Below are 26604 nucleotides of genomic sequence, written 5' to 3' on the forward strand. Positions count from 1 at the left end.
GGGGCCCACAAGGTGACCGACGCATCCCCGACCTCCGCCGTCTTCACCGCCGCCGTCACGCTGACGCCCGCCGAGCCCGAGCACTTCGACCTCGCCTTCACCGCAGTCACCCAGCCGTGCCCGTGGCCCAAGGCGTACGGCGGCGATCTGGTCGCCGCCGCCCTCGCCGCGGCGATGCGGTCGGTGACCGACGGCAAGACACTGCACTCGACGCACAGTTACTTCCTGCGCCCCGCCGACATCGGGGCGAGCGTGCGGTACGAGGTGGAGGTGCTGCGCGACGGCCGGGGATACAGCACCCGGCAGGTCCGCGGCTACCAGAACGGCAAACCGCTGTACGTCTGCCTGGCCAACTTCGCCGCGGGCGAGCCCGGCGGCACCTTCGAGACGCGACTCACCGAGGTCGTCGCCGGCCCCGAGGACCTGCCCGGCTCGGCGGAGTACCTCGCGGAGCGCGAGGGCGGCACGATGACCGCGGAGTCGAAGGCGTACTGGTCGGGCGGCCGCGGCTTCGACATGCGGCATGTGCCCGGCCCCGTCTACCTCACCGTCGAGGGCAAGCAGATGCCGCACCAGGCGGTCTGGCTGAAGCCGTTCGACCCGCTGCGGTCCGTCGAGGGGCTGACCGACGCGCAGCGGGACCTCGCCGCCCTCGCGTACGTGTGCGACTACACGATCCTCGAACCCGTCCTGCGGGTGCTCGACCTGCCCTGGGCCAGGCCCGGACTCGTCACCGCCAGCCTCGACCACGCCATGTGGTTCCACCGTCCGGGACCGGTGGGCGACTGGCTCCTCTACGTCCAGGAAGCGGCGGCCGCGGACGCGGGCCGCGGACTGGGCACGGGCCGTTTCTTCACGCGCGATCACCGTCACCTGGCCACCGTGGTCCAGGAGGGCATGATCCGCACCGCCTGACCCGCCGTCCTCCCTCGGCGGGCACCCCGGAAGGACTCCTCCGTTGTCTCCTTCGGCTCCGTTGCCCCTTTCGACGTCAGCGCACCAGGACACCTTCGCCCGCGACCACCTGCCGCCCGCGCGCCTGTGGCCGACGATCGAGTTCACCACGCCCGAACTCCACTACCCGGACCGGCTCAACGCGGCCACCGAGCTCATCGACGTCCCCGTGTCGGTCCACGGGGCCGACCGCCCGGCGCTGCGAACACCGGCCGGGGAGATGTGGACGTACGGCCAACTCCGCACCCGGGCCAACCAGGTCGCCCAGGTGCTGGCCGAGGACCTCGCGCTGGTCCCCGGGCAGCGGGTCATGCTGCGGGCGCCCAACAACCCATGGGCGGTGGCGTGTTGGCTCGGCGTCCTGAAGGCCGGTGGTGTCGTCGTGACCACCATGGCCGCACTGCGGGCCCGCGAGATAGCCCCGGTCGTCGAGCGGACCCAGCCCTCGATAGCGCTGGTGGACCACCGGTTCGCCGAGGAGGCCCACACTGTCCGCGACACCACGCTGCGGTCGCTGACGGTGGTCGAGTACGGCGGCGTCGGCCCCGGGGATCTCCTTGTCCGGGCCGCGTCCAAGTCGGGCGACTTCACCGACGTGGAGACTGCCGCGGACGACGTGGCGCTCCTCGGGCCGACCTCCGGCAGCACCGGTTCCCCCAAGATCACCATGCACTTCCACCGCGACATCCTGTCCATCGACAACACCTTCGGCCGGCACACGCTGAAGCTCGTCCCGGACGACCTAGTCGCCTGCACCGCCCCCTTCGCCTTCACCTTCGGCCTCGGCATGCTTGTCGTCTTCCCGCTGCGGGCCGGCGCCTGCGCCCTGCTGACCGAGACCGTCACCCCCTCGCAACTCGCGGAGACAGTGCGGCGGGAGGGTGTCACCGTGCTCGCGACGGCGCCCACCGCGTACAAGGCGATCGTGCGAGAAGGCCAGGAACAGCGGCTCGCCGGGCTGCGCGCCGGGGTGTCGGCCGGCGAGCACATCGCCCAGGACACCTGGGAGCGGCTGCGCGACGGCATCGGACTCAGGGTCATCGACGGCATCGGCGCCACCGAGCTGCTGCACATCTTCATCTCGGCCGCCGGTGACGACATCAGGCCCGGTGCCACCGGGAAGCCGGTACCGGGCTACCGCGCGGCCGTCCTCGGCCCCGACGGCACCGAACTCGGCCCCGGTGAACCGGGGTTGCTGGGAGTCATCGGCCCGGTCGGCTGCCGTTACCTCGGCGACGAGCGGCAGCGGGACTACGTCGTGAACGGCTGGAACGTCACCGGTGACGTCTTCCACCGGGACGAGGACGGCTACTTCTTCTACCGGGCCCGCAGCGACAGCATGATCGTCTCCTCGGGCTACAACATCGGCGGACCCGAGGTCGAGGCCGCCGTCGACACCCACCCCGACGTGCTGGAGTCCGCCGTCGTGGGGCGGCCCGACGCCGAGCGCGGCTCGGTGGTGTGCGCCTTCGTCGTGCTCCGCGACGGCGTGACGGGCGATGCGGCCAAGGCCAAGGAGATCCAGGACCACGTCAAAAAGATCCTGGCTCCCTACAAGTACCCACGCGACGTGCGGTTCCGCGACTCCCTGCCGCGCAACACCAGCGGCAAGCTCCAGCGCTTCGCACTCCGCGCGATCGTCGAGGCCGAGCAGGCCGCCGGGTCTGCCGTACCCGCCGGTGAGCAGTGAGAGGAACAACCCCTTGAAGATCGCGATCGTCGGCGGTGGCCCGGGCGGCCTCTATCTCGCCGCTCTGATGAAACAGCTCGACCCGGCCCACGACATCACCGTCTGGGAGCGCAACGCACCCGACGACACCTTCGGCTTCGGTGTGGTCTTCTCCGACGAGACGCTCGGCGGCATCGGGAACGCCGACACCGAGTTCGCCGACGCCATGGCGCGGCGGTTCGCCCGCTGGACCGACATCGACATCCACTTCGGCGGCGAGAGCCACACCGTGGGCGGCCAGGGCTTCGCCGCCATGAGCCGCAAGGAACTGCTCCGGCTGCTCCAAGGGCGCTGCCGCGAACTCGGGGTCACCGTGCACTTCCGGACCCCGGCCCCGGACGGCCTGACCGGCTCCCACGACCTGGTCGTCGGCGCCGACGGCGCCAACTCCCTTGTCCGGGCGGCCCATTCGGAGGTCTTCCGGCCCACCCTTGACCGACGCCACAACAAGTACATGTGGCTCGGCACGGACCGCGTCTTCGAGGCCTTCCAGTTCTTCGTCAAACAGACGGAGTGGGGGGCCATGCAGGTCCACGGCTACCCCTACTCCGACACCGGCTCGACCTTCATCGTCGAGATGCGCGAGGACGTCTGGCGCCGTGCCGGCTTCGACGCCACCGAGGCCGTCGAGTTCGGGCCCGGGGTATCCGACGAGCGGGCCGTCGACCGCGTCCGTGAACTCTTCGCCGAGGAGCTCGGCGGCCACCGCGTCTTCGCCAACAACTCGAAATGGCTCAACTTCACCACCGTACGCAACGAACGGTGGCACCACGGCAACCTCGTCCTCGTCGGCGACGCCGCGCACACCGCGCACTTCTCGATCGGTTCGGGGACCAAGCTGGCGATGGAGGACTCCCTCGCCCTCGCCGCCTGCCTGCACGAACACCCCTCCGTGGAGGCGGCGTTGACCGCCTATGAGACGGAGCGGCGGCCCGTCGTCGAGTCCACCCAGCGGGCGGCGCAGGCCTCGCTGGAGTGGTTCGAGAACATCGGCATGTACGTCCACCAGGAGCCGACCCAGTTCTGCTTCAACCTGCTCACCCGGTCGCGACGCATCACGTACGACAACCTCCGCGCCCGGGACGAGGAGTTCGCCGGCCGTGTCGACGAGGCCTTCGCCGCGGCCCAGGGGCTCGACGGTGCGGGTGACGTGCCGGCGATGTTCCAGCCCTTCAGACTGGGGGAGTTGGAGCTGCGGAACCGGGTGATCGTCTCCCCGATGGACATGTACTCGGCCGTGGACGGCGTGCCCGGCGACTTCCATCTCGTCCATCTCGGCTCCAAGGCCATGGGCGGCGCCGGACTGGTGATGACGGAGATGGTCTGCCCCTCACCCGAGGGCCGGATCACCCCCGGCTGCGCGGGTCTGTGGACCGACGAACAGCGCGACTCCTGGGCGAGGATCGTGTCCTTCGTCCACGAGCGGAGCAGCGCGCGCATCGGCCTCCAGCTCGGCCACGCGGGCCGGAAGGGTTCCACCCGGCTGATGTGGGAGGGCATGGACGAGCCGCTGCCGGACGGGAACTGGGAGGTCACCGCGCCCTCACCGCTGCCGTACGGCGCCGGATCGGCCGTTCCGCGTGAGGTCACCCGCGCCGACCTGGACCGGATCGTGGCGGACTTCGTCGCAGCGGCGCGGCGCGGCGCCGAGGCGGGCTTCGATCTGCTCGAACTGCACTGCGCGCACGGCTACTTGTTGTCCTCGTTCCTGTCGCCGGTGGCCAACCACCGCACCGACGAGTACGGCGGACCGCTCGAGAACCGGCTCCGGTTCCCCCTGGAGGTGTTCGACGCCGTGCGCGCGGCCTGGCCTGCCGGGCGGCCGGTGATCGTGCGCGTCTCGGCGACCGACTGGGTGCCCGACGGCAACACCGAGCACGACGCCGTCGAGATCGCCCGCGCCTTCATCGCCCACGGGGCGGACGCCATCGACGTCTCCTCGGGCCAGGTGACCGGCGACGAGCGCCCCGCGTACGGCCGTTCCTACCAGACGCCGTTCGCGGACCGGATCCGCCACGAGGTCGCCGCCGCCACCGGTACGGCGGTCATCGCGGTCGGCGCCATCGCCTCCTACGACGACGTGAACTCGATCCTGCTGGCGGGCCGCGCCGACCTGTGCGCCCTCGGCCGCACCCACCTCTACGACCCGCACTGGACCCTGCACGCGGCGGCCGAGCAGGAGTACCGGGGCGCGGCGGCGCCGTGGCCGGTGCAGTTCGGCGCCGGGCGCCGCAAACCGCCGACTTCGCGCACCGACGCCGTACGGCCCCGGCTGTCGCTGCTGCGGGCCGACGAGTCCGACCGGAACGTTCACCTGCGCTGGACACCACCGCGCGAAACGGCTTAGGTCTGACGCGAACCGCGCGGTGCCGGCGCCGCCGCACATCGACGCCAAGGTGGTCGGTGACCGCGGAGCCCGGTGGCTGGAGGAGGCGTTCCGGGGTCACCGAACTGTTCCGGTGGGGTGTTACTCGGCCGCGGGCGGGGAGGCCGGACCCAACTCGGCGTCCAGGATCGCCTCCCACCCCTCGTCGCCCAGACCGGCGCCGACCAGCAGGTCCCGCCAGTCCGTGCGGCCGAGCGCCAGCGCCCGGTCGAAGCCGCGCCGATCTGTCCGAGCGATGATCAGAACAGCCGCGTGGAAACGCTCGGTGGTCAAGGTCTCCGGGGCCTCACCGGCGAAGATCTCATGGGTCAGGCGAGCCAGGTGGCCGATCACCGCTTCCGCCCGGCCGGGGTAGTCGGCCCGGACACGACGCCGCACCCGCTCGGAGACCTCGGCCATGCCCCCAGCTCACACCTGCGCCGAGCCGGGAGCAATCCTGGATCCGGCCGTTCCCGCCGCGCCAGCCGCTACTCCGTGCGCAGCGCCGTCGCCGTACGTGTCCTGGCCGCCCAGCCCGCCGGGAGGAGGGCGCCCAGCAGGGCGATGGTGATTCCGGCGAGGCCCAGGAGGAGGAGTTGCCAGGGTTCGTAGACGTCGAGGATGGAAGGGGGCAGGTTGGTGCCGGCGGAGTGGCCCATCACCGGCAGGACGTAGCCGTGCAGGGCGTAGCCGAGCGGGACTCCGATCAGCCCGCCGAGTACGCCGATGCCGGCGACCGAGGCGAGGACGAGGCTCACGGTCTGGCGGGGTGACATGCCGAGGGCCTTGCAGACACCGAGGTCGTGGACGCGCTCGCGGGTGTCCAGGACGGCGGAGTTGAGGACGCCGAGGCCGGCGACGGAGACCAGCATGAGGGTGAGGAGTACGGCCATCGCGTTCAGGATGAGGATCATGTTCTCGCCCTCCGAGGGGGAGTTGGCGATGGCGTCGGCACCCAACGGGCGGAGCACCGAGCCGAGTTGCTCGGCGTACCGGGCGGGGGAGACGCCGGGCTTCACCTCGATGAGGAAGGAGTCGGGCACGGCCGCCTCGAAGTTCGCGAGGTCCGCGTGGAGATGCAGACCGTCGTCCGAGGTGTCGAAGGCCTCGCCGACGATCCGCAGGGTCTCGGTGTCCTTCAGGTAGGTCACCCGCACCGTGTCACCGATCTCGGTGCCGGTCCGCTCCAGGAACCCCGTGGGCACCACGACCTGGCCCGCACCGCTGATCCAGTGCCCGGAGATCATCTCGTAGCCGCCGGCCCCCAGATCACCCTCGTAGAAGCTGGCCCGGACCGTGCCGGAGACCCCGGCCACGGTGACCTCGCCCTGGGCCAGGCCGTAGTACGAGGCGGTGTCCTTTTGGTCCTCGATGGCGGCGCGGACCTTCGCCGGGTCGGCGGCCGGAGTCTCGGCCCCGCCTTCCACGGGGCCACCTTCCACTGGGCCGCCGGGACCGACGTGCGGCCCGCCGCTGATCACGGTCACCGCGGCGCTCTCCTCGGGATCGGCCGCGCTGCCCACCGCGTTCAGGGACGCGGTCAGCCCCACCGCGAACGTCGCCGCGACCGTGCCGAAGGCCACCGCGAGCAGCATCGCGAGGGTACGGACCGGATGGGCGAACGGACTCGCCAGGCCGTAGGTCACCGCCCGCGGCAACGGCAGCCGCCCCGCCGCCCGGTGCGCCCACTGACCGCGTCCGGTGCGCGGGGCCCGGCCGACCGCGATGGCCTCGACCGTACGCAGTCTTCCGGCCCGCAGCGCCGGGACGAGCGCCGAGACGCCGACGACGAACAGCGCGGCGGCCGGCACCACGACGTCCACCCACCAGGCCACCGTCAACGAAGCGCTGCCGTACGCCTGTTCGGTGTCCTCGAGCAGCGGCACGGCCAGCAGGTTTCCGAGTACGACCCCGAGCGCGATGCCCACCACCGCCGGGACCAGCGCCTGGGCGATGTACGCGCGCACCACCTCGCGCGGCGTGAAGCCGATGGCCTTGAGGATGCCGATCCTGCGCAGGCTGGTCCCGACCGCCCCGCTGACCACACTGCCGACGATGATCACCGACATGACGATGCCGAGGGCGCCGAAGGCGACGAGGAAGGGGATGGTCGCGGCGGCACCCTGGTCGGCTGCCCGCTTGGTGTCCAGATAGGACGTACTGCCGAGCAGCGCCCCGGCCGGCACGGCGCCGGTGAGCGTCCTGCGGCCGTCGGCGATCTGTTTCTTCGATCCGGCGGAGTCGAAGCGGTACAGCATCTGACTCGTGACCGGGGTGTCCTTCGTCGCCAGCGCCCTGACCTGCGCGGGGGTCGCCCACGCGTCGGCGGTCCTGCTCGCCGACACGGCGAGGCCGACGACGGTGAGGGTCCGGGCGTCCTCGGCGTCCGAGGTCTTCAGCGTGGAGCCCAGTTCGAAGGCGGGTCCGGCGTACGTCGCGGACAGGACGACCTCGCCCGGCTTCGCCGCCCACCGGCCGGACTTGAGGTCCAGGTCGTCCACGTCCGCCCCCGGTCCCGACCGGCCCACGAGGGTCAGCGCGGGCGTCCCCCTGCCCTGCGAGTCCGCCCCTTTGATCACCGTGGACGGATACGGCCCCGCGCTCGCGGTGACGCCGTCCAGCCGCCCGGTGGCCTCGAGTTGTGCCGTGGTCACCTTGTCGGGGTCGAACTCCGCGGTGAGATGCGCGCCGTGCTGCTTCGCGAACGCGTGGTCGAAGGGCGCGTTCGAGGCGACCATGAGCGATCCGGCCACGACCGCGGAGGCCACGGCCATCATCGTGGCGATGGCGATCACGACGGTCTGCACGCGTCGCCGGCCCACCCCGGCCCGTACGACCCGGCCGAGCGCACCGGTGCCGAAGGAGCTCATCGGACCGCCTCCGCCTGGCTGTCGAGGGCGAGATGACCGTCGACGAGGTGAATCGTGCGGCTCGCGCATGCCTGCGCCAGCGCCGGATCGTGCGTGACCAGCACGATGGTCTGCCCGCCGCGGTGCAGGTCCACCAGCAACTCCCGTACGTCCTGGCCCGACGCGGAGTCGAGCGCCCCGGTCGGCTCGTCGGCGAGCAGCAACGCGGGCCGGTTCACCAACGCCCTTGCCACCGCGACCCGTTGGCGCTCACCGCCGGAGAGCCGGCCCGGGTAGGCGCGGGCGTGCTTGCGGATGCCCAGCGCCTCCATGAGCTCGTCGGCGCGCTCAGCCGTCTTGCGCCGTGCGGTGCCCGCCAGTTGGGCCGGGAGCTGGATGTTGTCGGAGACGGTGAGGTCGTCGAGCAGGTTGAAGAACTGGAACACCATGCCGATCTGCTCGCGCCGGAAGCGGGCCAGCACGTGCTCGCTCAGGCCGTCGAGCCGCCGGCCGGCCACGGACACCGTTCCCTCGGTCGCCTTGTCCAGGCCCGCGACGAGGTTCAGCAGCGTGGACTTGCCGCTGCCGGAGGGGCCCGTCACAGCGAGGGCCTCGCCCTTGGCGACGGAGAGCGTGAGCGGTCCGAGTGCGGGCGTGCCGGAGCTGTCGTAGCGCTTGGCCACGCTCTCCAGTTGGATCACCTGGGTCATGGGAGTCGTCCGTCCCTGGGTTCGTGAAGTGGCTTTGCCGGGCCCAGCGAACGTAGAGGCGGGTGCGGTCGGGTCGCGTCGGCCGCGGCACCGACATACGGCCCTCCCCGCGGAGGACCCGGCCACGGGGTCATCCCTGCGAAGTACGCCTCCGGGACAGCGACTTGGTCGCGAAGGCGGACGCGGCCCGGACGGGAGCCGCACACAATGTGCGGATGGGGACGGAGACGCGGGACCGGCGGGGTTGGCGGCAGCACCTGCGCGACGCGCTGCGGCCGGACGCGAGGCCGGCCTCGCTGTCGCGCCGGGCGGTGCGCGCGGACCTGGTGCTGGCGGTCGTACTGACCGTGGTGGCGCTGATCGTGGCGTCGCGCTATCCCGGCGACGGGCCGGTGCGCATCGTCCCGAAGTCCCAGTACGGAATGGGAGTACCGGTCCCGCCGATGCCGCCCGGTCCCGGTGAGCGGTTCGGGCACGAGGAGGTCCCGGCCGTGCCCTGGCCCCTGGTCGTCCTGTCGGCGCTGCCGCTGGCGGCCATGCGCAGGTATCCGCTCGCCGTGTTCGCGGTGGTGCTCGGCGCGGCACTGGCCATCGGTGACGACGCCTCCTGGATCAATGTGCTCACCATCGTCATCGGCGCCTACAGCGCGGTCACGTACAGCCGTTACCGGGCGGGAGCGCTGGCCGGCCTGGTCGTCGCCGCGGTTCTGGCCGGGCTGGCCTTCCGGGAGGCGGAGCCCATGTTCCCGGGCTGGTCGAGTCCCGGGGTCGTGCTGCTGGTCTCCGGCGTGCTGGCCGGCCTCGTCCGCCTGTCGCGGGGACGGCTGGCGGCCAGCCGGGACCGGTTCACGCGGTTGCAGACGGCGCAGGAGGAGGCCATGCGCCGGGCCGTCGAGGAGGAACGCGCCCGGATCGCCGCCGAGTTGCACGACGTCGTCACCCACAATGTGAGCGTGATGGTGATCCAGGCGGGGGCGGCACGCAAGGTGATGGACACGGCGCCGGAGCGGTCGAAGGAAGCGCTGCTGGCGGTGGAGGCGGGGGGCCGCGCCGCGATGGCCGAACTCCGGCATGTGATGGGCCTGTTGGCCTCCCCGGACACCGGCCGCGCCGACACCCCCGCCGACGGTCTGGAGCCGCAGCCCGGCCTCGGACAGCTCGACGCCCTGATCGAGCGGGTACGGGCGGCCGGGACCCCGGTCGGCGTCGCGGTGTCACTGCCTCCGGACCCGCTGCCGCCGGGGGTGGAGCTGACGGCGTACCGCGTGGTGCAGGAGGCGCTGACCAACACGATCAGACACGCGCCCGGCGCCGATGCCTTCGTCACGCTCGGTCACTCCGACGGCTGCCTGGAGATCGAGGTCATGGACAACGGCGCGGCCTACGACGCCCCGCGCACGGGCACGGGCACCGGCACCGACTCCCCGTCGGGGGACGGCAACGGCCGCGGGCTGATCGGGCTGCGCGAGCGCCTCGCGGTGTACGACGGTGAGCTCACGGCCGGGCCGACCCCCGCCGGCGGATTCCGCGTCACGGCTCGCGTCCCGTGGCGGACCGCGTGAACCGGCCGCCGCTGCGCGCCGTCATCGCGGACGACCAGGCCCTGGTGCGCACGGGTTTCGGGATGATCCTCGCCGCCGACGGCATCGAGGTGACGGCCGAGGCGGCCGACGGGGACGAGGCGGTCGCCGCCGTCCGGCGCACCCGGCCCGACGTCGTCCTCATGGACATCCGGATGCCGAGGATGGACGGCATCGAGGCGACCCGGCGGATCCTCGGCGGCGAGGGGCCGGGGGAGACGCGGGTCATCATCCTCACGACCTACGACCTCGACCACTACGTGTACGCGGCGCTCACCGCGGGGGCCAGCGGTTTTCTGCTCAAGGACGTCACTCCCGAGCATCTGGTGGCCGCCGTACGCCTGGTGCAGTCCGGCGACGCCCTGCTCGCGCCCGCGATCACCCGTCGGCTGATCGAACGCTTCGCGCACCGAGAGGAGCACCGGGCGGCCGCCGTCCACCGCGACCTCACCGGTCTGACCCCGCGTGAACTGGAAGTGCTCCGGCTGCTGGCGACGGGCCTCAGCAACGCCGAGCTCGCGGACCGGCTGTTCCTCAGCCCGACGACGGTCAAGACCCACGTCGGCCGCATTCTGTCGAAGTTGAACCTGCGCGATCGCGTGCAGGCCGTCGTCCTCGCCTACGAGACCGGGCTGATCGCGCCCGGAGGCCCGGCGGAGACCGGCTGACACGGCGTCGCCCCGCGGTCATCTTCTCCGCGCCCTCTGGACATCCCTCGCTCATGCCGCAACCATGAAGTAACTCCATACGGTATGCAATCTACAGTATGGATGTCCGCTCCGGCATTCCGGGCCGGACCACACGCAAGTGACGACGGCCTGGTGACGCCGGCCGAGTGACGACGTACAAGTGAGGCGGCGAACATGACGAAGGCTCTAGAGGGCGTGCGCGTCCTGGACATGACGCACGTGCAGTCCGGCCCGTCCGCGACGCAGATCCTCGCGTGGCTCGGCGCCGACGTGGTCAAGCTGGAGGCGCCGACCGGTGACATCACCCGCAGGCAACTGCGCGACCTCCCCGACGTCGACTCGCTCTACTTCACGATGCTCAACAGCAACAAACGCAGCATCACCCTCAACACCAAGACCGAACGCGGCAAGGAGATCCTCGCCGAGCTGATCCGGACCTCCGACGTCATGGTCGAGAACTTCGGACCGGGCGCGATCGACCGCATGGGCTTCAGCTGGGACCGCGTCCGCGAGCTCAACCCGCGCATCGTCTACGCCTCCATCAAGGGCTTCGGCGAGGGCCCGTACACCAACTACAAGGCGTACGAGGTCGTCGCCCAGGCCATGGGCGGATCGATGTCGACCACCGGGTTCGAGGACGGCCCGCCGATGGCGACCGGCGCGCAGATCGGTGACTCCGGTACCGGTATGCACGCCGTGGCGGGGATTCTCGCCGCCCTCTTCCAGCGCACCCGCACCGGCCGCGGCCAGCGGGTCAACGTCGCGATGCAGCACGCCGTGCTCAACCTCTGCCGGGTGAAGCTGCGCGACCAGCAGCGGCTCGCGCACGGCCCGCTCGCGGAGTTCCCGAACGAGGCCTTCGGCGACGAGGTGCCGCGCTCGGGCAACGCGTCCGGCGGCGGTCAGCCGGGCTGGGCGGTCCGGTGCGCGCCCGGTGGCCCGAACGACTACGTGTACGTGATCGTGCAGCCCGTCGGCTGGAAGCCGATCAGCGAACTCATCGGCCGGCCCGAACTCGCGGAGGACCCCGAGTGGGCCACCCCCGAGGCCCGGCTGCCCAAGCTCGCGAAGATGTTCCAGCTCATCGAGGAGTGGACCCGCACGCTGCCCAAGATGCTGGTGCTCGAGGCGCTCAACGCCCACCACATTCCCTGCGGCCCCGTCCTGTCCACCAAGGAGATCATCGAGGACCCCTCGCTCGCCGCCAACGAGATCGTCGTCGAGGTCGAGCACCCCGAACGCGGCACGTACGTCACGGTCGGCAGCCCGCTGAAACTGTCCGACTCCCCGGTCGAGGTGGAGCGGTCCCCGCTGCTCGGCGAGCACAACGAGGAGATCTACCTCCGCGAACTCGGTCTCTCCCGCGAAGAGCTGCCGCTGCTCAGGGCGCAGGGTGTGATCTGACCGACTCCCACCTGCCCGACGACCGCCGTCGGAGCAGGTCAAAGGGTGTTTCGCCGGCTTGATAGGCGGCGTTTATCACGTAGAAGTCGTTCTCTCTTTGACTACTTCTCTCGGCCTGGCCGAAGCTGATCCGCAGCGGGAGTCCGGTGCCCGTCGCGGCGCCGGATCCGTCGTGCGCGCGGGAGCGGCAGAGAGGCACAGGCGAGAGCATGAGCATCATCGAGGACCCGGAAGACCGTCTCGAGGTCACCCCGCCCAAGACCTGGGCGACCGGACTGCCCGCCGTCACCCACGCGATCCAGTACTCGCTGGGCCAGACCTCGGTCCGGCGCACCGCGCTGACCCTGCTGAACATCAACCAGCCCAAGGGCTTCGACTGCCCCGGCTGCGCCTGGCCGGAACCCGCGGCGGGCCACCGGGCCAAGAACGAGTACTGCGAGAACGGCGCCAAGCACATAAACGACGAGGCGACCTCGCGCCGGGTCACCGCCGACTTCTTCCGGGAACACCCGGTGTCCGAGCTGGGCCGCAAGTCCGACTACTGGCTCAACCAGCAGGGCCGGCTGACCGAACCCATGGTCAAGCGGCCCGGCTCCGACCACTACGTGCCGATCGGCTGGGACGACGCGCTCGGTCTGCTCGCCGAGGAGCTGCGCGGGCTCGCCTCACCCGACGAAGCCCTCTTCTACACCTCGGGCCGGCTCAACAACGAGGCCGCGTTCCTCCTCCAGCTCTTCGCCCGGGCGTACGGCACGAACAACCTGCCCGACTGCAGCAACATGTGTCACGAGTCCAGCGGTTCCGCGCTGGGCGAGACCCTTGGTATCGGCAAGGGCAGCGTGAGCCTGGACGACATCCACCACTCCGACCTCGTCTTCGTGGTGGGCCAGAACCCGGGGACCAATCACCCGCGGATGCTCTCCGCGCTGGAGGAGACCAAGCTCAACGGCGGCCACATCGTCGCCGTGAACCCGCTTCCCGAGGCCGGTCTGATGCGGTTCAAGCACCCGCAGAAGGCCCGCGGAATCGTCGGCCGCGGCACTGCGATAGCCGACCAGTTCCTCCAGATCCGCCCCGGCGGCGACCTCGCCCTCTTCCAGGCGCTCAACCTGCTGATCCTGGAGGCGGAGGAAGCCGCGCCGGGAAAGGTCCTGGACCACGGGTTCATCGACGTGTCCACGACCGGGTTCGAGGCCTTCGCCGCGCAGGCCCGCAAGGCGAACTGGGACGACATCCTCGAAGCCACCGGGCTCACCCGCGAGGAGATCGAGGAGGTGGGCGAGCGGGTCCTCGGCGCGGAGAACATCATCGTCTGCTGGGCGATGGGACTCACCCAGCAGAAGCACGCCGTCCCCACCATCCGTGAGGTCGTCAACTTCCTCCTGCTGCGCGGCAACATCGGCAGGCCCGGAGCCGGTGTCTGCCCCGTGCGCGGCCACAGCAACGTGCAGGGCGACCGGACCATGGGCATCTGGGAACGCATGCCGCAGAGCTTCCTGGACGCGCTGGAGCGCGAGTTCGCCTTCACCCCGCCCGCCGCGCACGGCCTGGACTCGGTCAACGCCATCCGGGCCATGCGCGACGGCCAGGCCAAGGTCTTCGTCGGCGTCGCGGGCAACTTCATCCGGGCCACGCCCGACAGCGACGTCACCGAGCGGGCGATGCGGCGCTGCGCCCTCACCGTCCAGATCTCCACCAAGCTCAACCGCTCGCACACCGTCTGCGGCGAGACCGCGCTGATCCTGCCCACGCTGGGCCGCAGCGACCGGGACATCCAGGCGGGCGTCGAGCAGTTCATCACCGTCGAGGACTCCATGAGCGAGGTGCACGCCTCCCGGGGCCGACTGCACCCGGCCTCACCGCACCTGCTCAGCGAGGTGGCGATCATCTCGCGGCTGGCCCGGCGCACCCTGGGCGACCGACCGGCCATCCCCTGGGAGAAGTTCGAGGCGGACTACGGCGCTATACGCGACCGGATCTCCCGGATCGTCCCCGGCTTCGACGACTTCAACGCCCGGGTCGACCGGCCCGGCGGCTTCCGGCTGCCCAACCCGGTGAACCAGGGCGTGTTCCCCACCACGAGCGGCAAAGCCGTCTTCACCTGCAACGACTTCGAGATGCTGAGCGCACCCGCGGGCCATCTGCTGCTCCAGACGCTGCGCTCGCACGACCAGTGGAACACCGTCCCGTACGCCATGAACGACCGTTACCGGGGCATCCACAACGGCCGCCGGGTGGTCCTCGTCAACCCCGCCGACCTGGAGGCGCTCGGGCTCGCAGACCGCAGTGAGGTGGACCTGGTGAGCGTGTGGCACGACGGGGTGGAACGCCGTGCGGAGAAGTTCCGGGTGGTCGCGTATCCGACGACCCCGGGTTCGGCCGCGGCCTACTACCCCGAGACCAACGTGCTGGTGCCCCTGGACAGCGTGGCCGACATCAGCAACACCCCCACGTCGAAGGGGGTCGTCGTACGGCTGGAGCCCGTGGCGGTCGCCTGAACCCTCGCACGACCTCTGGACAAGGGGTTGCGCGATTGCGAATACTGTCGACTTCATACCGTATGCAGATCTGAGACCGGCGTCGGGTCCGGACCTGTACGCGGATCCTCTTTCTCAGGCGCTCGACCGGAGTGAGGTAGCCCAGCATGTCGACATCAGCACCCCGTCTCGCTCAGCCCGCCGGCACGGCTCCCGGTGACGGGACGGTCACCGACCGCCTCGTGGAGGCCAACCGCGCGTACGCCGCCGGATTCGCCGACCCCGGTATGGGCGCCCGCCCTGTCCTCGGTGTCGCGGTCGTGGCCTGTATGGACGCCCGGATCGACCTGCATGCCGCGCTCGGCCTCGAACTCGGCGACTGCCACACCGTCCGTAACGCGGGCGGAGTGGTCACCGACGACACGATCCGCTCCCTGACGATCAGTCAGCGGGCCCTCGGCACCCGCAGCGTGGTCCTCATCCACCACACCGGCTGCGGTCTGGAGAGCCTGACCGAGGACTTCCGGATCGAGCTGGAGATGGAGGTCGGGCAACGGCCGGCCTGGGCCGTCGAGTCCTTCAGGGACGTCGACCAGGACGTACGGCAGTCGATGCGGCGGGTGCGCACCTCGCCGTTCCTCCCGCACACCGACGATGTGCGCGGGTTCGTCTTCGACGTGTCGACGGGGCTGCTGCGGGAGATCGACCCGGGGGACTGATCGGCTGCCGGTGGCCGGGAGCGCTCCCCGTCACCCGGGGCGCCGGGCGGCCTCCGCGGCGATCTGCGCGCAGTAGAAGTCGGCGGTGTTCCGGGTGTGCCGGCCCATCAGCTGTTCGGCACGCTCGGGGTCGCCGTCGCCGATGGCCCGGATGATCCGCGCGTGCTCGCTCCAGGCGTCCGGGCCGCGGGGCTTGGCGATGGGCATGTAGTACCAGCGCACGCGCCGGTCGACCTGGGGGATGAGTTCCGCGAGCACCGCGTTGCGGGACAGGTGCGTGATGTGGCCGTGCAGGGCGGCGTTCGCCTCGACGATGGCGCGGGCGTCGCCGGCCGTGAGGGCGGTGAGCCCGACCTGCTGGAGTTCCCACAGCCGCTCGACGTCCTGGGGTGTGGCGTGCTCGGCCGCGCCCCGCGCGGAGTGCGTTTCGAGGACGCCGCGGACGCTGAGGAGCTGGGTGCACTCCTCCGGAGTGGGGGAGTGCACGAACGCGCCCTGGGAGGGGCGCAGGTCGACCCAGCCGGTGGTGTGCAGCCGTTGCAGTGCCTCACGGATGGGCTGGCGGCTGACGCCGAGGTGTTCGGCGAGCTCGGCCTCGACCAGGTGCTGGCCCGGCGAGAGGGTGCCGTTGATGATCAGCTCGGTCAGGGCGTCGTGGACGGCCTGGCGCAGCGGAGCGGGCCGGGCGACCGGCCCGCGGGCCGCCACGGTGGGTGTGTCGGGCATGGAACCCTCCCCGTCGTCGGACTGCAGATCCCAAAGCCATCGGCTTTGGGATACTGACGTTAGTATGCAATAGCCACACTGGGCTCCGCCCGCGCCACGGAAAGCGCGGAAAGTGCCCCCTCTTGCCAACTGGCCGCCGCACACCTCTGGCGCTTTCACTCGGATGCAGAATACTGTATGCAATTATGCTCGCTACCCAGCAGAGCCGCGCTCCCGAGGAGGGGGGTCACCCCGTGTCGTATCGCACCGCTCTCTCCGAAGTCCTGAGCACCGTCATCGGGCCAGCCACCGCACCGACCGGCTCGGAGCCGAGATTTCCCCGCGCCTCGGTGACGGCTCTGGGCCGCGCCGGGCTGCTGGGGCTCACCGTCTCCACGGAATTCGGCGGCGCCGGTATGGGGCTGCCGGACGCCGCCGAGGTGGTGGCCAGGACCGCCCGCCTCTGTCCCGCGACCGCGGCCGTGCTCCAGGCGCACTACGCGGCGGTCGCCGTCGTCGAGTCCCACGGCAGCGCGTGGATCCGCGGCGAGATCGCCGCCGGACGCCATCTCGTCAGTCTCGCCCTGGCCGAGGACGGCCCCAACCCGCAAGGCACGCCTGGGGACTTCTGGGCGGCGCGCTCCACCGCCACCCGCACCGGTGACGTGGTCGCCCTCCGGGCCCGTAAGCACCAGGTGGTCGCGGCGGGGGAGGCGGACAGCTACATCTGGTCCTCGCGGCCGCTCACCGCACCGGAGGGCCTGACTCTCTGGGCGGTTCCCGCGCACGCCCCGGACCTGTACGTGCCCGCCCGGCCCGACGGCGGAGGACCGGGCGGCAGCGCGACGTCCACGGTGGTCGCCGATCCGGTGCTGGTGCCCGCCGACGTGATGCTCGGGCGGGACGGCGCGGGGCTCGACATCGTGCTGCGCACGGTGGTGCCATGGTTGCTCGAACTACGGGCGGCGGTCGGTGCGGAAGCGCTTCATCCGGCCACGTCCGACGTACTGCTCCGGGCCGCTCCGAGGGCCGCCGATTCCCTCGCGGCGTCCTGAGGCCCGGCTGTGGTGCCGCTGACGGGGCCGCCCGTACGGTCAGTCCTTGGTGGCCCCGGCGGCGATCTGCTTGCGGTAGAAGTCGGTGGTGTGCTCGGTGTGCTTGCGCATGATGTCGCTCGCGCGGTCCGCGTCTCCCTTGGCGATGGCCTTGATGAGCTGGGAGTGCTCGTTCCAGGCTTCCTTGCCGCGGGGCCGGGCGATCGGGGTGTAGTACCAGCGCACCTTCTGGCCCACCAGCGAGATCAGCTCGGACAGTACGGCGTTGTCGGCCACGGAGGTGACGAAGGCGTGCAGTGCGGTGTTGGCCGCGACGAGGCGCTCGACGTCGCCCTCGGCGTGCGCGTCGACGCCCTCCTGCTGCAACTCCCAGAGCCGCTCGATGTCCTGGGGCTTCGCGTTCTCTGCGGCGAGCTGGGCCGAGTAGGTCTCAAGGACCGCGCGGACGCTGAGGAGTTGGGCGGCCTCCAGCTCGGTGGGGGAGTGCACGAAGGCGCCCTGGGCGGGGCGGAGATCGACCCAGCCGTTGGTCTGGAGCCGTTGCAGTGCCTCGCGTACCGGCTGCCGGCTGACGCCGAGGTGTTCGGCGAGCTCGGCCTCGACGAGGTGCTGGCCGGGCTTGAGGGAGCCGCTGACGATCAGCTCGGTCAGGGCGTCGTAGACGGCCTGGCGCAGCGGTGCCGGGCGGGTGACGCGCCGGGACGCGGCGGCCGTGAGTGCCTCGCGCATGATTGCCCCGTTCTGCCACCGGGCCTGTGGGGCCGACGGCTTCGCCAAGTGGTGGTCGCCGGGGGTTGCCGACGGCCGCCTCAGCATACAGGTTTTGGTATGCAAGATGGCGGGCGCCGTGATGGGCGCTGTGGTGGGCGTCATGATGTGCCGTCGCTGGTCGGCCGGGGTGCGGGCGGCCGTGCCGGGTCCCGGCCGAGGATCGGGGGACGCCCTGTGCGGGCCCCTGTCGTGCGGGGAGCGTTCCATGACGGAGTTCTGTATACAGAAGCCTGTATGGGGTACTGTCTCAATCCCCTGCAAGCATCGCTATCGGCTCTTGGAGAGCGATCATGACGACCAGCGGGAGTGACGTGACGGTCGAGGACGTGGTGCGGCGGGTGGCGGCCCGTCACCGGGGTGAGCGCGGTGGGCTGTTGCCCGTACTGCACGGAGTCCAGGCCGAGTTGGGCCACGTGCCGCAAGAGGCGGTTCCGGTGCTCGCCGACGAGTTCAACCTCTCCCGCGCGGACGTCCACGGAGTGGTGACCTTCTACCACGACTTCCGCCGCGAGCCCGCCGGACGCACCATGGTGAGGATCTGCCGCGCCGAGGCCTGCCAGGCCCTGGGCGCCAACAGCCTGGTGGGCTGGGCCCGCGAGGCCGGACTGGCCATGGGGGAGACGACGGCGGACGGCGCGGTGACCGTGGAGCAGGTCTTCTGCCTCGGCAACTGCGCGCTGGGACCGGCGGTGGAGGTGAACGGCCGGCTGCACGGACGAGTGGGCCCAACCGAGCTGGGCGCGATCCTCGACGGGACGGTGTCATCGTGAGCGACGTTTCGCAGACCACGGCGGAATCGGGAGCCATACCGAAGGGCGACTTCACGACGAAGGTCTACGTCCCCCGCGACTCGGCGGCCAGGTCCGTCGGCGCGGACGAGGTCGTGGACGCCCTGCAACTGGCCACCGCAGGCGGTGACTTCGACATCGAGGTCGTACGCAACGGATCGCGCGGCATGCTCTGGTTGGAGCCGCTGGTCGAGGTCGTGACCCCGCGGGGCCGCGTCGGCTACGGACCGGTGGCCCCCTCGGACGTGGCAGGACTCCTCGCCGCAGGACTCCTCGACGGCGCCGAACACCCGCTGCGGCTGGGCCTCGTGGACGAACTGCCCTGGCTGGCCGGCCAGACCCGCGTCACCTTCGCCAGAATCGGCGTCACCGACCCGCTGTCCACGGCGGACTACGAGGAGCACGGCGGACTGGCGGGCCTGCGGGCGGCGCTGGCCCTCGCTCCCGAGGACGTGGTCACGGAGGTCACCGACTCGGGACTGCGCGGCCGCGGCGGCGCGGGATTCCCGGCCGGCATCAAGTGGAAGACCGTGCTCGGCTGCACCGACGAGCTCAAGTTCGTCTGCTGCAACGCGGACGAGGGCGACAGCGGGACCTTCGCCGACCGGATGGTCATGGAGGGCGACCCGTTCATGCTGATCGAGGGCATGACGATCGCCGCCCACGCGGTGGGCGCCCGGGAGGGCTACCTCTACATCCGCTCGGAGTACCCCGACGCGGTGGCCACGATGCGCGCGGCGATCGGCATCGCCAGAGAGCACGGCTGGCTCGGCAAGGGCATCCTCGGCTCCTCGCTCGACTTCGACCTGCATGTCCGGGTCGGTGCCGGAGCGTACATCTGCGGCGAGGAGACCTCCATGCTGGAGAGCCTGGAGGGCAAGCGCGGCACGGTCCGCGCCAAGCCGCCCATCCCCGCGATCGAGGGCCTGTTCGGCAGACCGACCGTCGTCAACAACGTCCTCACCCTGGCCACCGTCCCCGTCGTTCTCGCGGACGGCGCGAAGGCCTACCAGGAACTCGGCGTCGAACGCTCCCGTGGCACCCAGGTCTTCCAGCTCGGCGGCAACATCGCGCACGGCGGCATCGTGGAGACCGCGTTCGGCATCACCCTGCGCGAACTCGTCGAGGACTACGGCGGCGGAACGTTCACCGGGCGCCCGGTGCGCACCGTGCAGGTCGGCGGCCCGCTCGGCGCCTATCTGCCGACGACGATGTTCGACCTGCCGATGGACTACGAGGCGTTCGCGGCGGCCGGCGCGATGGTCGGCCACGGCGGGCTCGTGGTGTTCGACGACAGCGTGGACATGGCCGCCCAGGCGCGCTTCGCGATGGAGTTCTGCGCCGAGGAGTCCTGCGGCAAGTGCACGCCGTGCAGGGTCGGTTCGGTGCGCGGTGTCGAGGTGATCGACAAGATCGTGGCCGGTGAGCACCGGGACGAGAACCTCGCGCTTCTCGAGGATCTGTGCGACCTGATGACCGATGGTTCGCTGTGCGCGATGGGCGGTCTGACGCCGATGCCCGTACGCAGCGCCATCGCGCACTTCCCCGACGACTTCCTCGGCGGCCGTCGAAGCCTGGAGATCCAACCCGTGACGACGACTGGCTTGAGGACGGAGGGCACGGCATGACACTGCTCAAGGAACCCGACTTCGGCACCCCGGAGAGGCCCGGAGAGGCGACCGTCTCGGTGGAGGTCGACGGGCTGCCGGTGACCGTGCCCGAGGGCACGTCGGTGATGCGCGCCGCCGCGCAGGCCGGCATCGACATCCCCAAACTGTGCGCCACCGACAGTCTTGAGCCCTTCGGCTCGTGCCGGCTGTGCGTGGTCGAGATCGACGGCCGGCGGGGCACCCCGGCCTCCTGCACCACGCCGTGCGCCGACGGGATGCAGGTGAGGACGCAGACGCCGAAGGTGGAGAAGCTCCGCCAGGGCGTCATGGAGCTCTACATCTCCGACCACCCGCTGGACTGCCTCACCTGCCCGGCCAACGGCGACTGCGAGTTGCAGGACATGGCGGGCGTGGTCGGGCTGCGGCAGGTGCGGTACGGCTACGAGGGCGAGAACCACCTCGACGCCGAGAAGGACACCTCCAACCCCTACTTCGACTTCGACGCGTCCAAGTGCATCGCCTGCTCCCGCTGCGTGCGGGCCTGCGGCGAGGTGCAGGGCACGTTCGCACTGACCATCGAGGGCCGCGGCTTCGACTCGAAGGTCTCGGCGGGCGCCGGCGAGACCTTCATGGACTCCGAGTGCGTCTCCTGCGGTGCCTGCGTGCAGGCCTGCCCGACGTCGACACTCCAGGAGAAGTCGGTCGTCGAACTCGGCATGCCGACCCGGTCGGTGATCACCACCTGCGCCTACTGCGGGGTCGGCTGCTCCTTCAAGGCCGAGCTGCGCGGTGACGAACTGGTGCGGATGGTGCCCTACAAGGACGGCGGCGCCAACGAGGGCCACTCCTGTGTGAAGGGCCGTTTCGCCTTCGGCTACGCCTCGCACCCCGACCGCGTGCTCAAGCCCATGGTCCGCGAAAGGATCACCGATCCCTGGCGCGAGGTCGAGTGGGAAGAGGCCATCGGCACCGTCGCCACGAAGATGCGCGAGCTCCAGGGCCGGTACGGACCGAGTTCGATCGGCGCGATCTCCTCGTCGCGCTGCACCAACGAAGAGGTCTACGTCGTACAGAAGATGGTGCGCGCCGCCTTCGGCAACAACAACATCGACACCTGCGCCCGGGTCTGCCACTCGCCGACGGGATACGGACTCAAGCAGACCTTCGGCGAGTCGGCGGGCACCCAGGACTTCCGGTCGGTCGCCGAGGCCGACGTCATCATGGTGATCGGGGCCAACCCTACCGACGGGCACCCGGTGTTCGCCTCCCGGATGAAGCGCCGGCTGCGCGAGGGCGCCGAGCTCATCGTGGTCGACCCGCGCCGTATCGACCTGGTGCGCTCGCCGCACATCGAGGCCGCCCACCACCTCCAGCTCAAGCCGAGCACCAATGTCGCCGTCGTCAACGCGATGGCGCACGTGGTGGTCACCGAGGGGCTGGCCGACCTGGCGTTCGTGGCGCAGCGGTGCGAGGGGTTCGCCGACTGGGCCGAGTTCGTCGCCCGTCCGGAGAACAGCCCGGAGGCGACCGAGGAGATCAGCGGCGTACCGTCGGAGGAACTGCGGGCCGCCGCCCGGCTGTACGCGGCGGCACCGAACGGGGCGATCTACTACGGCCTCGGTGTCACCGAGCACAGCCAGGGCTCGACCATGGTGATGGGAATGGCCAACCTCGCGATGGCGTGCGGCAACATCGGCCGTGACGGCGTCGGCGTGAACCCGCTGCGCGGCCAGAACAACGTGCAGGGCTCCTGCGACATGGGCTCCTTCCCGCACGAACTGCCCGGCTACCGGCACGTGTCCGACGACGCCGTGCGCGACGTCTTCGAGAAGCTCTGGGGCGGCACGCTGCTGGCCGAGCCGGGACTGCGCATCCCCAACATGTTCGACGCCGCGATCGACGGGACCTTCCGGGGCCTGTTCGTGCACGGCGAGGACATCGCCCAGTCCGACCCGAACCTCAAGCACGTCACCGCCGCCCTCGAAGCGATGGAACTCGTCGTCGTACAGGACCTGTTCCTCAACGAGACGGCCAAGTTCGCGCACGTCTTCCTGCCCGGGGCGTCGTTCCTGGAGAAGGACGGCACGTTCACCAACGCCGAGCGCCGGATCAACCGGGTGCGCGCGGTGATGAAGCCGAAAACGGGCAAGCACGAGTGGCAGATCATCTGCGAGATCGCCACCGCGATGGGCTACGCCATGGCGTACGACCATCCGAGCCGGATCATGGACGAGATCGCCTCGGTGACGCCGACCTTCACCGGTGTCTCCTTCGAGGTCCTCGACAAGCTCGGCAGCGTCCAGTGGCCGTGCAACGAGTCGGCTCCGGAGGGCACTCCGGTCATGCACATCGACGAGTTCGTGCGCGGCAAGGGCAGGTTCGTGGTCACCAACTACGTGGCGACCAACGAGCGCAGCACCCGCCGCTTCCCGCTGGTCCTGACCACGGGCCGCATCCTCAGCCAGTACAACGTGGGCGCGCAGACCCGCCGTACGGGCAATGTCGCCTGGCACCCCGAGGACATCCTGGAGCTGCACCCGCACGACGCCGAGACCCGCGGGATCAAGGACGGCGACCTGGTGACGCTGGCCAGCCGGGTCGGGCGGACGACGCTGCACGCGGAGATCTCCGACCGGATGCCGGCCGGCGTCGTCTACACCACGTTCCACCACCCCGTGACCGGCGCCAACGTGGTGACCACCGAGAACTCCGACTGGGCGACCAACTGCCCGGAGTACAAGGTGACCGCCGTACAGGTCGGTCTCGCCCATCCGCTCGGGCAGAGCGCGACGGAGACCGCCGAGGACGACCAGCGACTCGTCACGGTGGTGGACTGAGATGGCGGGCGGCGTGGCACCGGAGTCCAGGATGGCGAACGACATAGCGGCGAACCACGTGCACCTGTCGAGCGAGGCGGCCGCCGAGGCGATCGCGGGCCACATCGGCAGGTTCTGGGATCCGCGCATGCGCAACCGGCTGTACGAGTTCGTCGACGCCGGCGCGGACGGGATCGACCCGGCGGTGGTCGCCGCGGTGCGACTGCTGCGGTGACCGGTGGGCCGCGCCGGCGCCCGGGGCCGGTGCGGCCCACCGGTCCCGGGCCCGGGCGCGGGGTCAGCCGCCGATCGCCGACATCGGGCGCAGGGGCTGGAGGAAGGCCGGGTCGTCCAGTCCGGAGCCCGCCTTCTTGCCCCGCATCGCGGTACGCCAGCGGTCGGCGATCTCCTGATCAGGCGCACCGGCGCGCAGGGCGGCGCGCAGGTCGGACTCCTCGCGGGCGAAGAGACAGTCGCGGACCTGCCCGTCGGCGGTGAGCCTGGTGCGGTCGCAGGCGCGGCAGAACGGCCGGGTGACGGAGGCGATCACTCCGACCCGGCCGGGGCCGCCGTCGACCAGCCAGCGTTCGGCGGGCGCGGAGCCGCGGTCGGCGGAGGTCTCGGGAGTGAGCGTGAAGCGGGCGGCGAGCCGGTCCAGGATCTCGGCGGCGGTCACCATGTCGGTGCGCTGCCAGCCGTGCTGGGCGTCCAGCGGCATCTGCTCGATGAACCGCAGCTCATAGCGCTGCCGAAGCGCCCAGTCGAGGAGGTCGGGGGCCTCGCCGTCGTTGACGCCGCGCATCAGGACCGTGTTCACCTTGACCGGGGTGAGCCCGGCCTCGTGGGCGGCGGCGAGACCCGCGAGGACGTCGTGGTGCCGGTCGCGGCGGGTGAGGGTGTGGAAGACCTCCGGGCTCAGGGTGTCGAGGGAGACGTTGACCCGGTCGAGCCCGGCGGCGCGCAGCGCCTTCGCGGTGCGGGCCAGACCGATGCCGTTCGTGGTGAGGGAGAGCCGGGGGCGCGGGCCCAGGGCGGCGCAGCGCTCGACGATGCCCGCCAGGCCCGGGCGGAGCAGGGGTTCGCCGCCGGTGAAGCGCACCTCGGTGACGCCCAGTCGGGCCACCGCGATCGAGACCAGCCGCACGATCTCGTCGTCAGTGAGCAGCTCGGGCCTGGGCAGCCACCGCAGGCCCTCTTCCGGCATGCAGTACGTGCACCGCAGATTGCACCGGTCGGTCAGCGAGACCCGCAGATCGGTGGCGGTCCGGCCATGTGTGTCGGTCAGCACCGGACGCCTCCCTCGGTATCGGTCAGCAAGAGCCGCCCCTTTCGCTCTGTGGCACGAGACTGTACATCCAGTAAGGATACTGCATACAGTATTCATCCTATCCCGCTGAGAGGAGCCACCATGAGAATCGCCGTTCTCGGAGCTGGGGCGATCGGTGCCTACGTCGGCGCGGCACTGCACCGCGGTGGCGCCGAGGTCCACCTGATCGCGCGAGGTGAGCACCTGAAGGCGATACGGGCCAACGGGGTCCGGGTGAACAGCCCGCGCGGCGACTTCGTGGCCCGGCCGCACGCCACCGACGACCCGGCCGAGATCGGCGCCGTGGACTACGTGTTCCTGGGCCTGAAGGCGCACTCCTATCCATCCAGCGGCTCGCTGGTCGCCCCGCTGCTCGGCGAGCGGACCGCGGTGGTGGCCGGGCAGAACGGTGTTCCGTGGTGGTACTTCCACAAACTGGCAGGCCCCTACGAAGGGCGGCGGATCGAGGCGGTCGACCCCGGCGGCGCCACCAGCCGGGTGCTGCCTCCGGAACGGGCGATCGGCTGCGTGGTGTACCCGGCCACGGTCATCGAGGCCCCCGGGGTCATCCGGCACCTGGAGGGCACCAGATTCTCCATCGGCGAGCCGGCCGGGGGAATCTCCGACCGGTGCACGGCCCTGAGCGAGGCCATGGTCGCGGGCGGACTGAAGAGCCCGGTGGAGCCCAATCTGCGCGACGACATCTGGATCAAGCTGATGGGCAACGTCGCCTTCAACCCGATCAGCGCGCTCACCCGGGCGACGATGGCCGACATCTGCCGGCACCCGCCCACCCGGCGGCTGGTCACCCTGCTCATGGAGGAGACCCTCGACATCGCGGCCAGGGTCGGCAGCAAGCCCGACATCTCCATCGAGAAGCGGCTGCGCGGCGCCGAAGGGGTCGGGCACCACAAGACCTCGATGCTCCAGGACCTGGAGGCCGGCAAACAACTGGAGCTCGACGCCATCGTGACCGCGGTGGTGGAGATGGCCGACATCTCCGGCGCCGACGCACCCGCACTGCGCGCGGTGCACGCCGCGACCGACCTGTTGGCGCGGAGCGCGGCCAAGGACGTGACCGGACAGGCTCGATAGGCTTGGATGATCACATGGCACCAGCGAGGAGTCGTTCATGCTGTTCCGTCAGCTGGAGTACTTCGTAGCGGTGGCCAGGGAGAGGCACTTCGCCCGGGCGGCGGAATCCTGCTACGTGTCGCAGCCCGCGCTCTCGGCGGCGATCGCCAAGCTGGAGCGCGAGCTCAACGTCACCTTGATCAACCGCGGTCACAACTACCAGGGCCTCACGCCGGAGGGCGAACGGCTCGTGGTGTGGGCCAAACGGATCCTCGCCGAGCAGGACGCGTTCAAGGCCGAGGTGGCCGCCGTACAGTCCGGCATCACCGGGACGCTGCGGCTGGGCACCGACCCGACGGCGTCGACGACCCTGGCGCTGCCCGTGGCCGCGTTCTGCGCCGCGCATCCGCTGGCCAAGGTGCAGGTCCGCTCCCGTCTGTCGACCAAGGAACTCCACCGCCAGCTCCGCGACTTCGAACTGGACGTGGCGATCGCCCACTTCGACCCCGGCGATCAGGAGGGCCTTCAGGTCGTCCCGCTGTACCAGGAGCGGTACATGCTGCTGATCTCCGCCGACCAGCTGCCCTCGCAGACCGCCTCCACCATGACCTGGGCGGACGCGGCCCAGCTGCCGCTCGCGCTGCTGACCCCGGACATGCGGATCCGCCAGACCATCGACGCCGTCTTCGCGGACAAGGGGTTCGTGGTGACCCCGCAGGTGGAGACGGACTCGATCGCCTCCCTCTACGCCCACGTGGGCGGCGGGGAGTGGGCGAGCATCGTGCCGCACGCCTGGCTGCGTGCGATGCCGGTGATCGGCCGGACGCGAGCCCTGCCCCTGATCGACCCGGAGGCCGGGGCGCAGGTCTCGGTGGCGATCCACGCCGCGACCCCCGGCTCGGTCGCCGCCCGGGCGTTCGTCAACGCGGCGACGGGCCTGGCCCTCGACGACTTCTTCAACCAGCCCCTGGCAGCGGACCCCCGCCTGCGCTGAACCGGCTCC

Annotated in this window: 21 protein-coding genes; 15 read left to right on the forward strand and 6 right to left on the reverse strand. The window is 70.9% G+C overall.

Annotated features, from left to right (window positions below):
- Positions 1-12: 12 nt before the first annotated feature.
- From ACIBLC_RS03195 to ACIBLC_RS03205, 3 genes are read left to right on the forward strand one after another with little or no spacing between them, the layout of a single operon-like run.
- Entirely contained in the window at positions 13-915 is a 903-nt protein-coding gene (locus ACIBLC_RS03195) for an acyl-CoA thioesterase (protein ID WP_399208883.1), read from the forward strand.
- Positions 916-958: 43 nt separating this feature from the next.
- The gene (locus ACIBLC_RS03200; RefSeq protein WP_399208884.1) at positions 959-2644 is read left to right on the forward strand and encodes an AMP-binding protein; all 1686 of its coding nucleotides are present in this window, start codon (positions 959-961) and stop codon (positions 2642-2644) included.
- Between the two features lie 13 nt (positions 2645-2657).
- Complete coding sequence (locus ACIBLC_RS03205; protein ID WP_399208885.1) at positions 2658-5030, forward strand: bifunctional salicylyl-CoA 5-hydroxylase/oxidoreductase; 2373 nt, start codon at positions 2658-2660, stop codon at positions 5028-5030.
- A 120-nt stretch (positions 5031-5150) separates the two neighbouring features.
- Here the strand turns inward: ACIBLC_RS03205 and ACIBLC_RS03210 are convergent, their stop codons facing one another.
- The 3 genes from ACIBLC_RS03210 to ACIBLC_RS03220 all read right to left on the reverse strand — a co-directional run bounded on the left by ACIBLC_RS03210 (position 5151) and on the right by ACIBLC_RS03220 (position 8607).
- A complete protein-coding gene (locus tag ACIBLC_RS03210) occupies positions 5151-5468 on the reverse strand; it encodes a hypothetical protein (RefSeq protein ID WP_399208886.1) in 318 nt (105 codons plus the stop codon).
- 68 nt (positions 5469-5536) lie between these two features.
- Positions 5537-7918, reverse strand: a complete 2382-nt coding sequence (locus ACIBLC_RS03215; protein ID WP_399208887.1) for an ABC transporter permease — start codon at positions 7916-7918, stop codon at positions 5537-5539.
- Positions 7915-8607 (reverse strand): ABC transporter ATP-binding protein, encoded by a 693-nt coding sequence (locus tag ACIBLC_RS03220; protein WP_399208889.1) that lies wholly within the window; start codon positions 8605-8607, stop codon positions 7915-7917. The genes ACIBLC_RS03215 and ACIBLC_RS03220 overlap by 4 nt, the downstream gene beginning before the upstream one ends.
- 215 nt (positions 8608-8822) lie before the next feature.
- Here ACIBLC_RS03220 and ACIBLC_RS03225 point away from each other — a divergent pair, with 215 nt between their 5' ends.
- The 5 genes from ACIBLC_RS03225 (at position 8823) to ACIBLC_RS03245 (ending at position 15476) form a co-directional block, all read left to right on the forward strand.
- Positions 8823-10169 carry a sensor histidine kinase gene (locus tag ACIBLC_RS03225; RefSeq protein ID WP_399208890.1) on the forward strand — a complete coding sequence of 449 codons (1347 nt, stop codon included), beginning with the start codon at positions 8823-8825 and terminating at the stop codon, positions 10167-10169.
- Positions 10154-10855 (forward strand): response regulator, encoded by a 702-nt coding sequence (locus ACIBLC_RS03230; RefSeq protein WP_399208891.1) that lies wholly within the window; start codon positions 10154-10156, stop codon positions 10853-10855. Before ACIBLC_RS03225 ends, ACIBLC_RS03230 begins: the two co-directional genes overlap by 16 nt.
- 195 nt (positions 10856-11050) lie before the next feature.
- Positions 11051-12280, forward strand: a complete 1230-nt coding sequence (gene frc / locus ACIBLC_RS03235) for a formyl-CoA transferase (RefSeq protein WP_399208892.1) — start codon at positions 11051-11053, stop codon at positions 12278-12280.
- Positions 12281-12489: 209 nt separating this feature from the next.
- Positions 12490-14778: an FdhF/YdeP family oxidoreductase gene (locus ACIBLC_RS03240; protein ID WP_399208893.1), complete on the forward strand. Its 2289-nt coding sequence runs from the start codon at positions 12490-12492 to the stop codon at positions 14776-14778.
- A 146-nt stretch (positions 14779-14924) separates the two neighbouring features.
- Positions 14925-15476, forward strand: coding sequence for a beta-class carbonic anhydrase (locus ACIBLC_RS03245; protein ID WP_399208894.1), 552 nt, complete (start codon positions 14925-14927; stop codon positions 15474-15476).
- A 30-nt stretch (positions 15477-15506) separates the two neighbouring features.
- Here ACIBLC_RS03245 and ACIBLC_RS03250 read toward each other — a convergent pair whose 3' ends face one another.
- A complete protein-coding gene (locus ACIBLC_RS03250) occupies positions 15507-16202 on the reverse strand; it encodes a GntR family transcriptional regulator (RefSeq protein ID WP_399208895.1) in 696 nt (231 codons plus the stop codon).
- A 233-nt stretch (positions 16203-16435) separates the two neighbouring features.
- Here ACIBLC_RS03250 and ACIBLC_RS03255 point away from each other — a divergent pair, with 233 nt between their 5' ends.
- Positions 16436-17236 carry an acyl-CoA dehydrogenase family protein gene (locus ACIBLC_RS03255; protein ID WP_399208896.1) on the forward strand — a complete coding sequence of 267 codons (801 nt, stop codon included), beginning with the start codon at positions 16436-16438 and terminating at the stop codon, positions 17234-17236.
- Between the two features lie 39 nt (positions 17237-17275).
- Here ACIBLC_RS03255 and ACIBLC_RS03260 read toward each other — a convergent pair whose 3' ends face one another.
- Positions 17276-17965 carry a GntR family transcriptional regulator gene (locus tag ACIBLC_RS03260; RefSeq protein ID WP_399208897.1) on the reverse strand — a complete coding sequence of 230 codons (690 nt, stop codon included), beginning with the start codon at positions 17963-17965 and terminating at the stop codon, positions 17276-17278.
- A 332-nt stretch (positions 17966-18297) separates the two neighbouring features.
- Between ACIBLC_RS03260 and ACIBLC_RS03265 the strand changes: the two genes are divergently transcribed.
- The 4 genes from ACIBLC_RS03265 to ACIBLC_RS03280 are packed head-to-tail and all read left to right on the forward strand — an operon-like array spanning position 18298 to position 23456.
- Positions 18298-18777: an NAD(P)H-dependent oxidoreductase subunit E gene (locus ACIBLC_RS03265; protein ID WP_399208898.1), complete on the forward strand. Its 480-nt coding sequence runs from the start codon at positions 18298-18300 to the stop codon at positions 18775-18777.
- The gene (locus ACIBLC_RS03270) at positions 18774-20423 is read left to right on the forward strand and encodes a formate dehydrogenase beta subunit (protein WP_399208899.1); all 1650 of its coding nucleotides are present in this window, start codon (positions 18774-18776) and stop codon (positions 20421-20423) included. Before ACIBLC_RS03265 ends, ACIBLC_RS03270 begins: the two co-directional genes overlap by 4 nt.
- Positions 20420-23242: a formate dehydrogenase subunit alpha gene (gene fdhF / locus ACIBLC_RS03275; RefSeq protein ID WP_399208900.1), complete on the forward strand. Its 2823-nt coding sequence runs from the start codon at positions 20420-20422 to the stop codon at positions 23240-23242. Before ACIBLC_RS03270 ends, fdhF begins: the two co-directional genes overlap by 4 nt.
- A gap of 31 nt (positions 23243-23273) precedes the next feature.
- A complete protein-coding gene (locus ACIBLC_RS03280; protein WP_399208901.1) occupies positions 23274-23456 on the forward strand; it encodes a formate dehydrogenase subunit delta in 183 nt (60 codons plus the stop codon).
- 63 nt (positions 23457-23519) lie between these two features.
- Here ACIBLC_RS03280 and moaA read toward each other — a convergent pair whose 3' ends face one another.
- Positions 23520-24509 carry a GTP 3',8-cyclase MoaA gene (gene moaA, locus ACIBLC_RS03285; RefSeq protein WP_399208902.1) on the reverse strand — a complete coding sequence of 330 codons (990 nt, stop codon included), beginning with the start codon at positions 24507-24509 and terminating at the stop codon, positions 23520-23522.
- Positions 24510-24629: 120 nt separating this feature from the next.
- Here moaA and ACIBLC_RS03290 point away from each other — a divergent pair, with 120 nt between their 5' ends.
- The gene (locus tag ACIBLC_RS03290) at positions 24630-25622 is read left to right on the forward strand and encodes a 2-dehydropantoate 2-reductase (RefSeq protein ID WP_399208903.1); all 993 of its coding nucleotides are present in this window, start codon (positions 24630-24632) and stop codon (positions 25620-25622) included.
- Positions 25623-25659: 37 nt separating this feature from the next.
- Positions 25660-26595: a LysR family transcriptional regulator gene (locus ACIBLC_RS03295; RefSeq protein WP_399208904.1), complete on the forward strand. Its 936-nt coding sequence runs from the start codon at positions 25660-25662 to the stop codon at positions 26593-26595.
- Positions 26596-26604: the final 9 nt, after the last annotated feature.

This window comes from Streptomyces sp. NPDC050535 (genome assembly GCF_044457665.1).
Classification (GTDB): Bacteria; Actinomycetota; Actinomycetes; order Streptomycetales; family Streptomycetaceae; genus Streptomyces.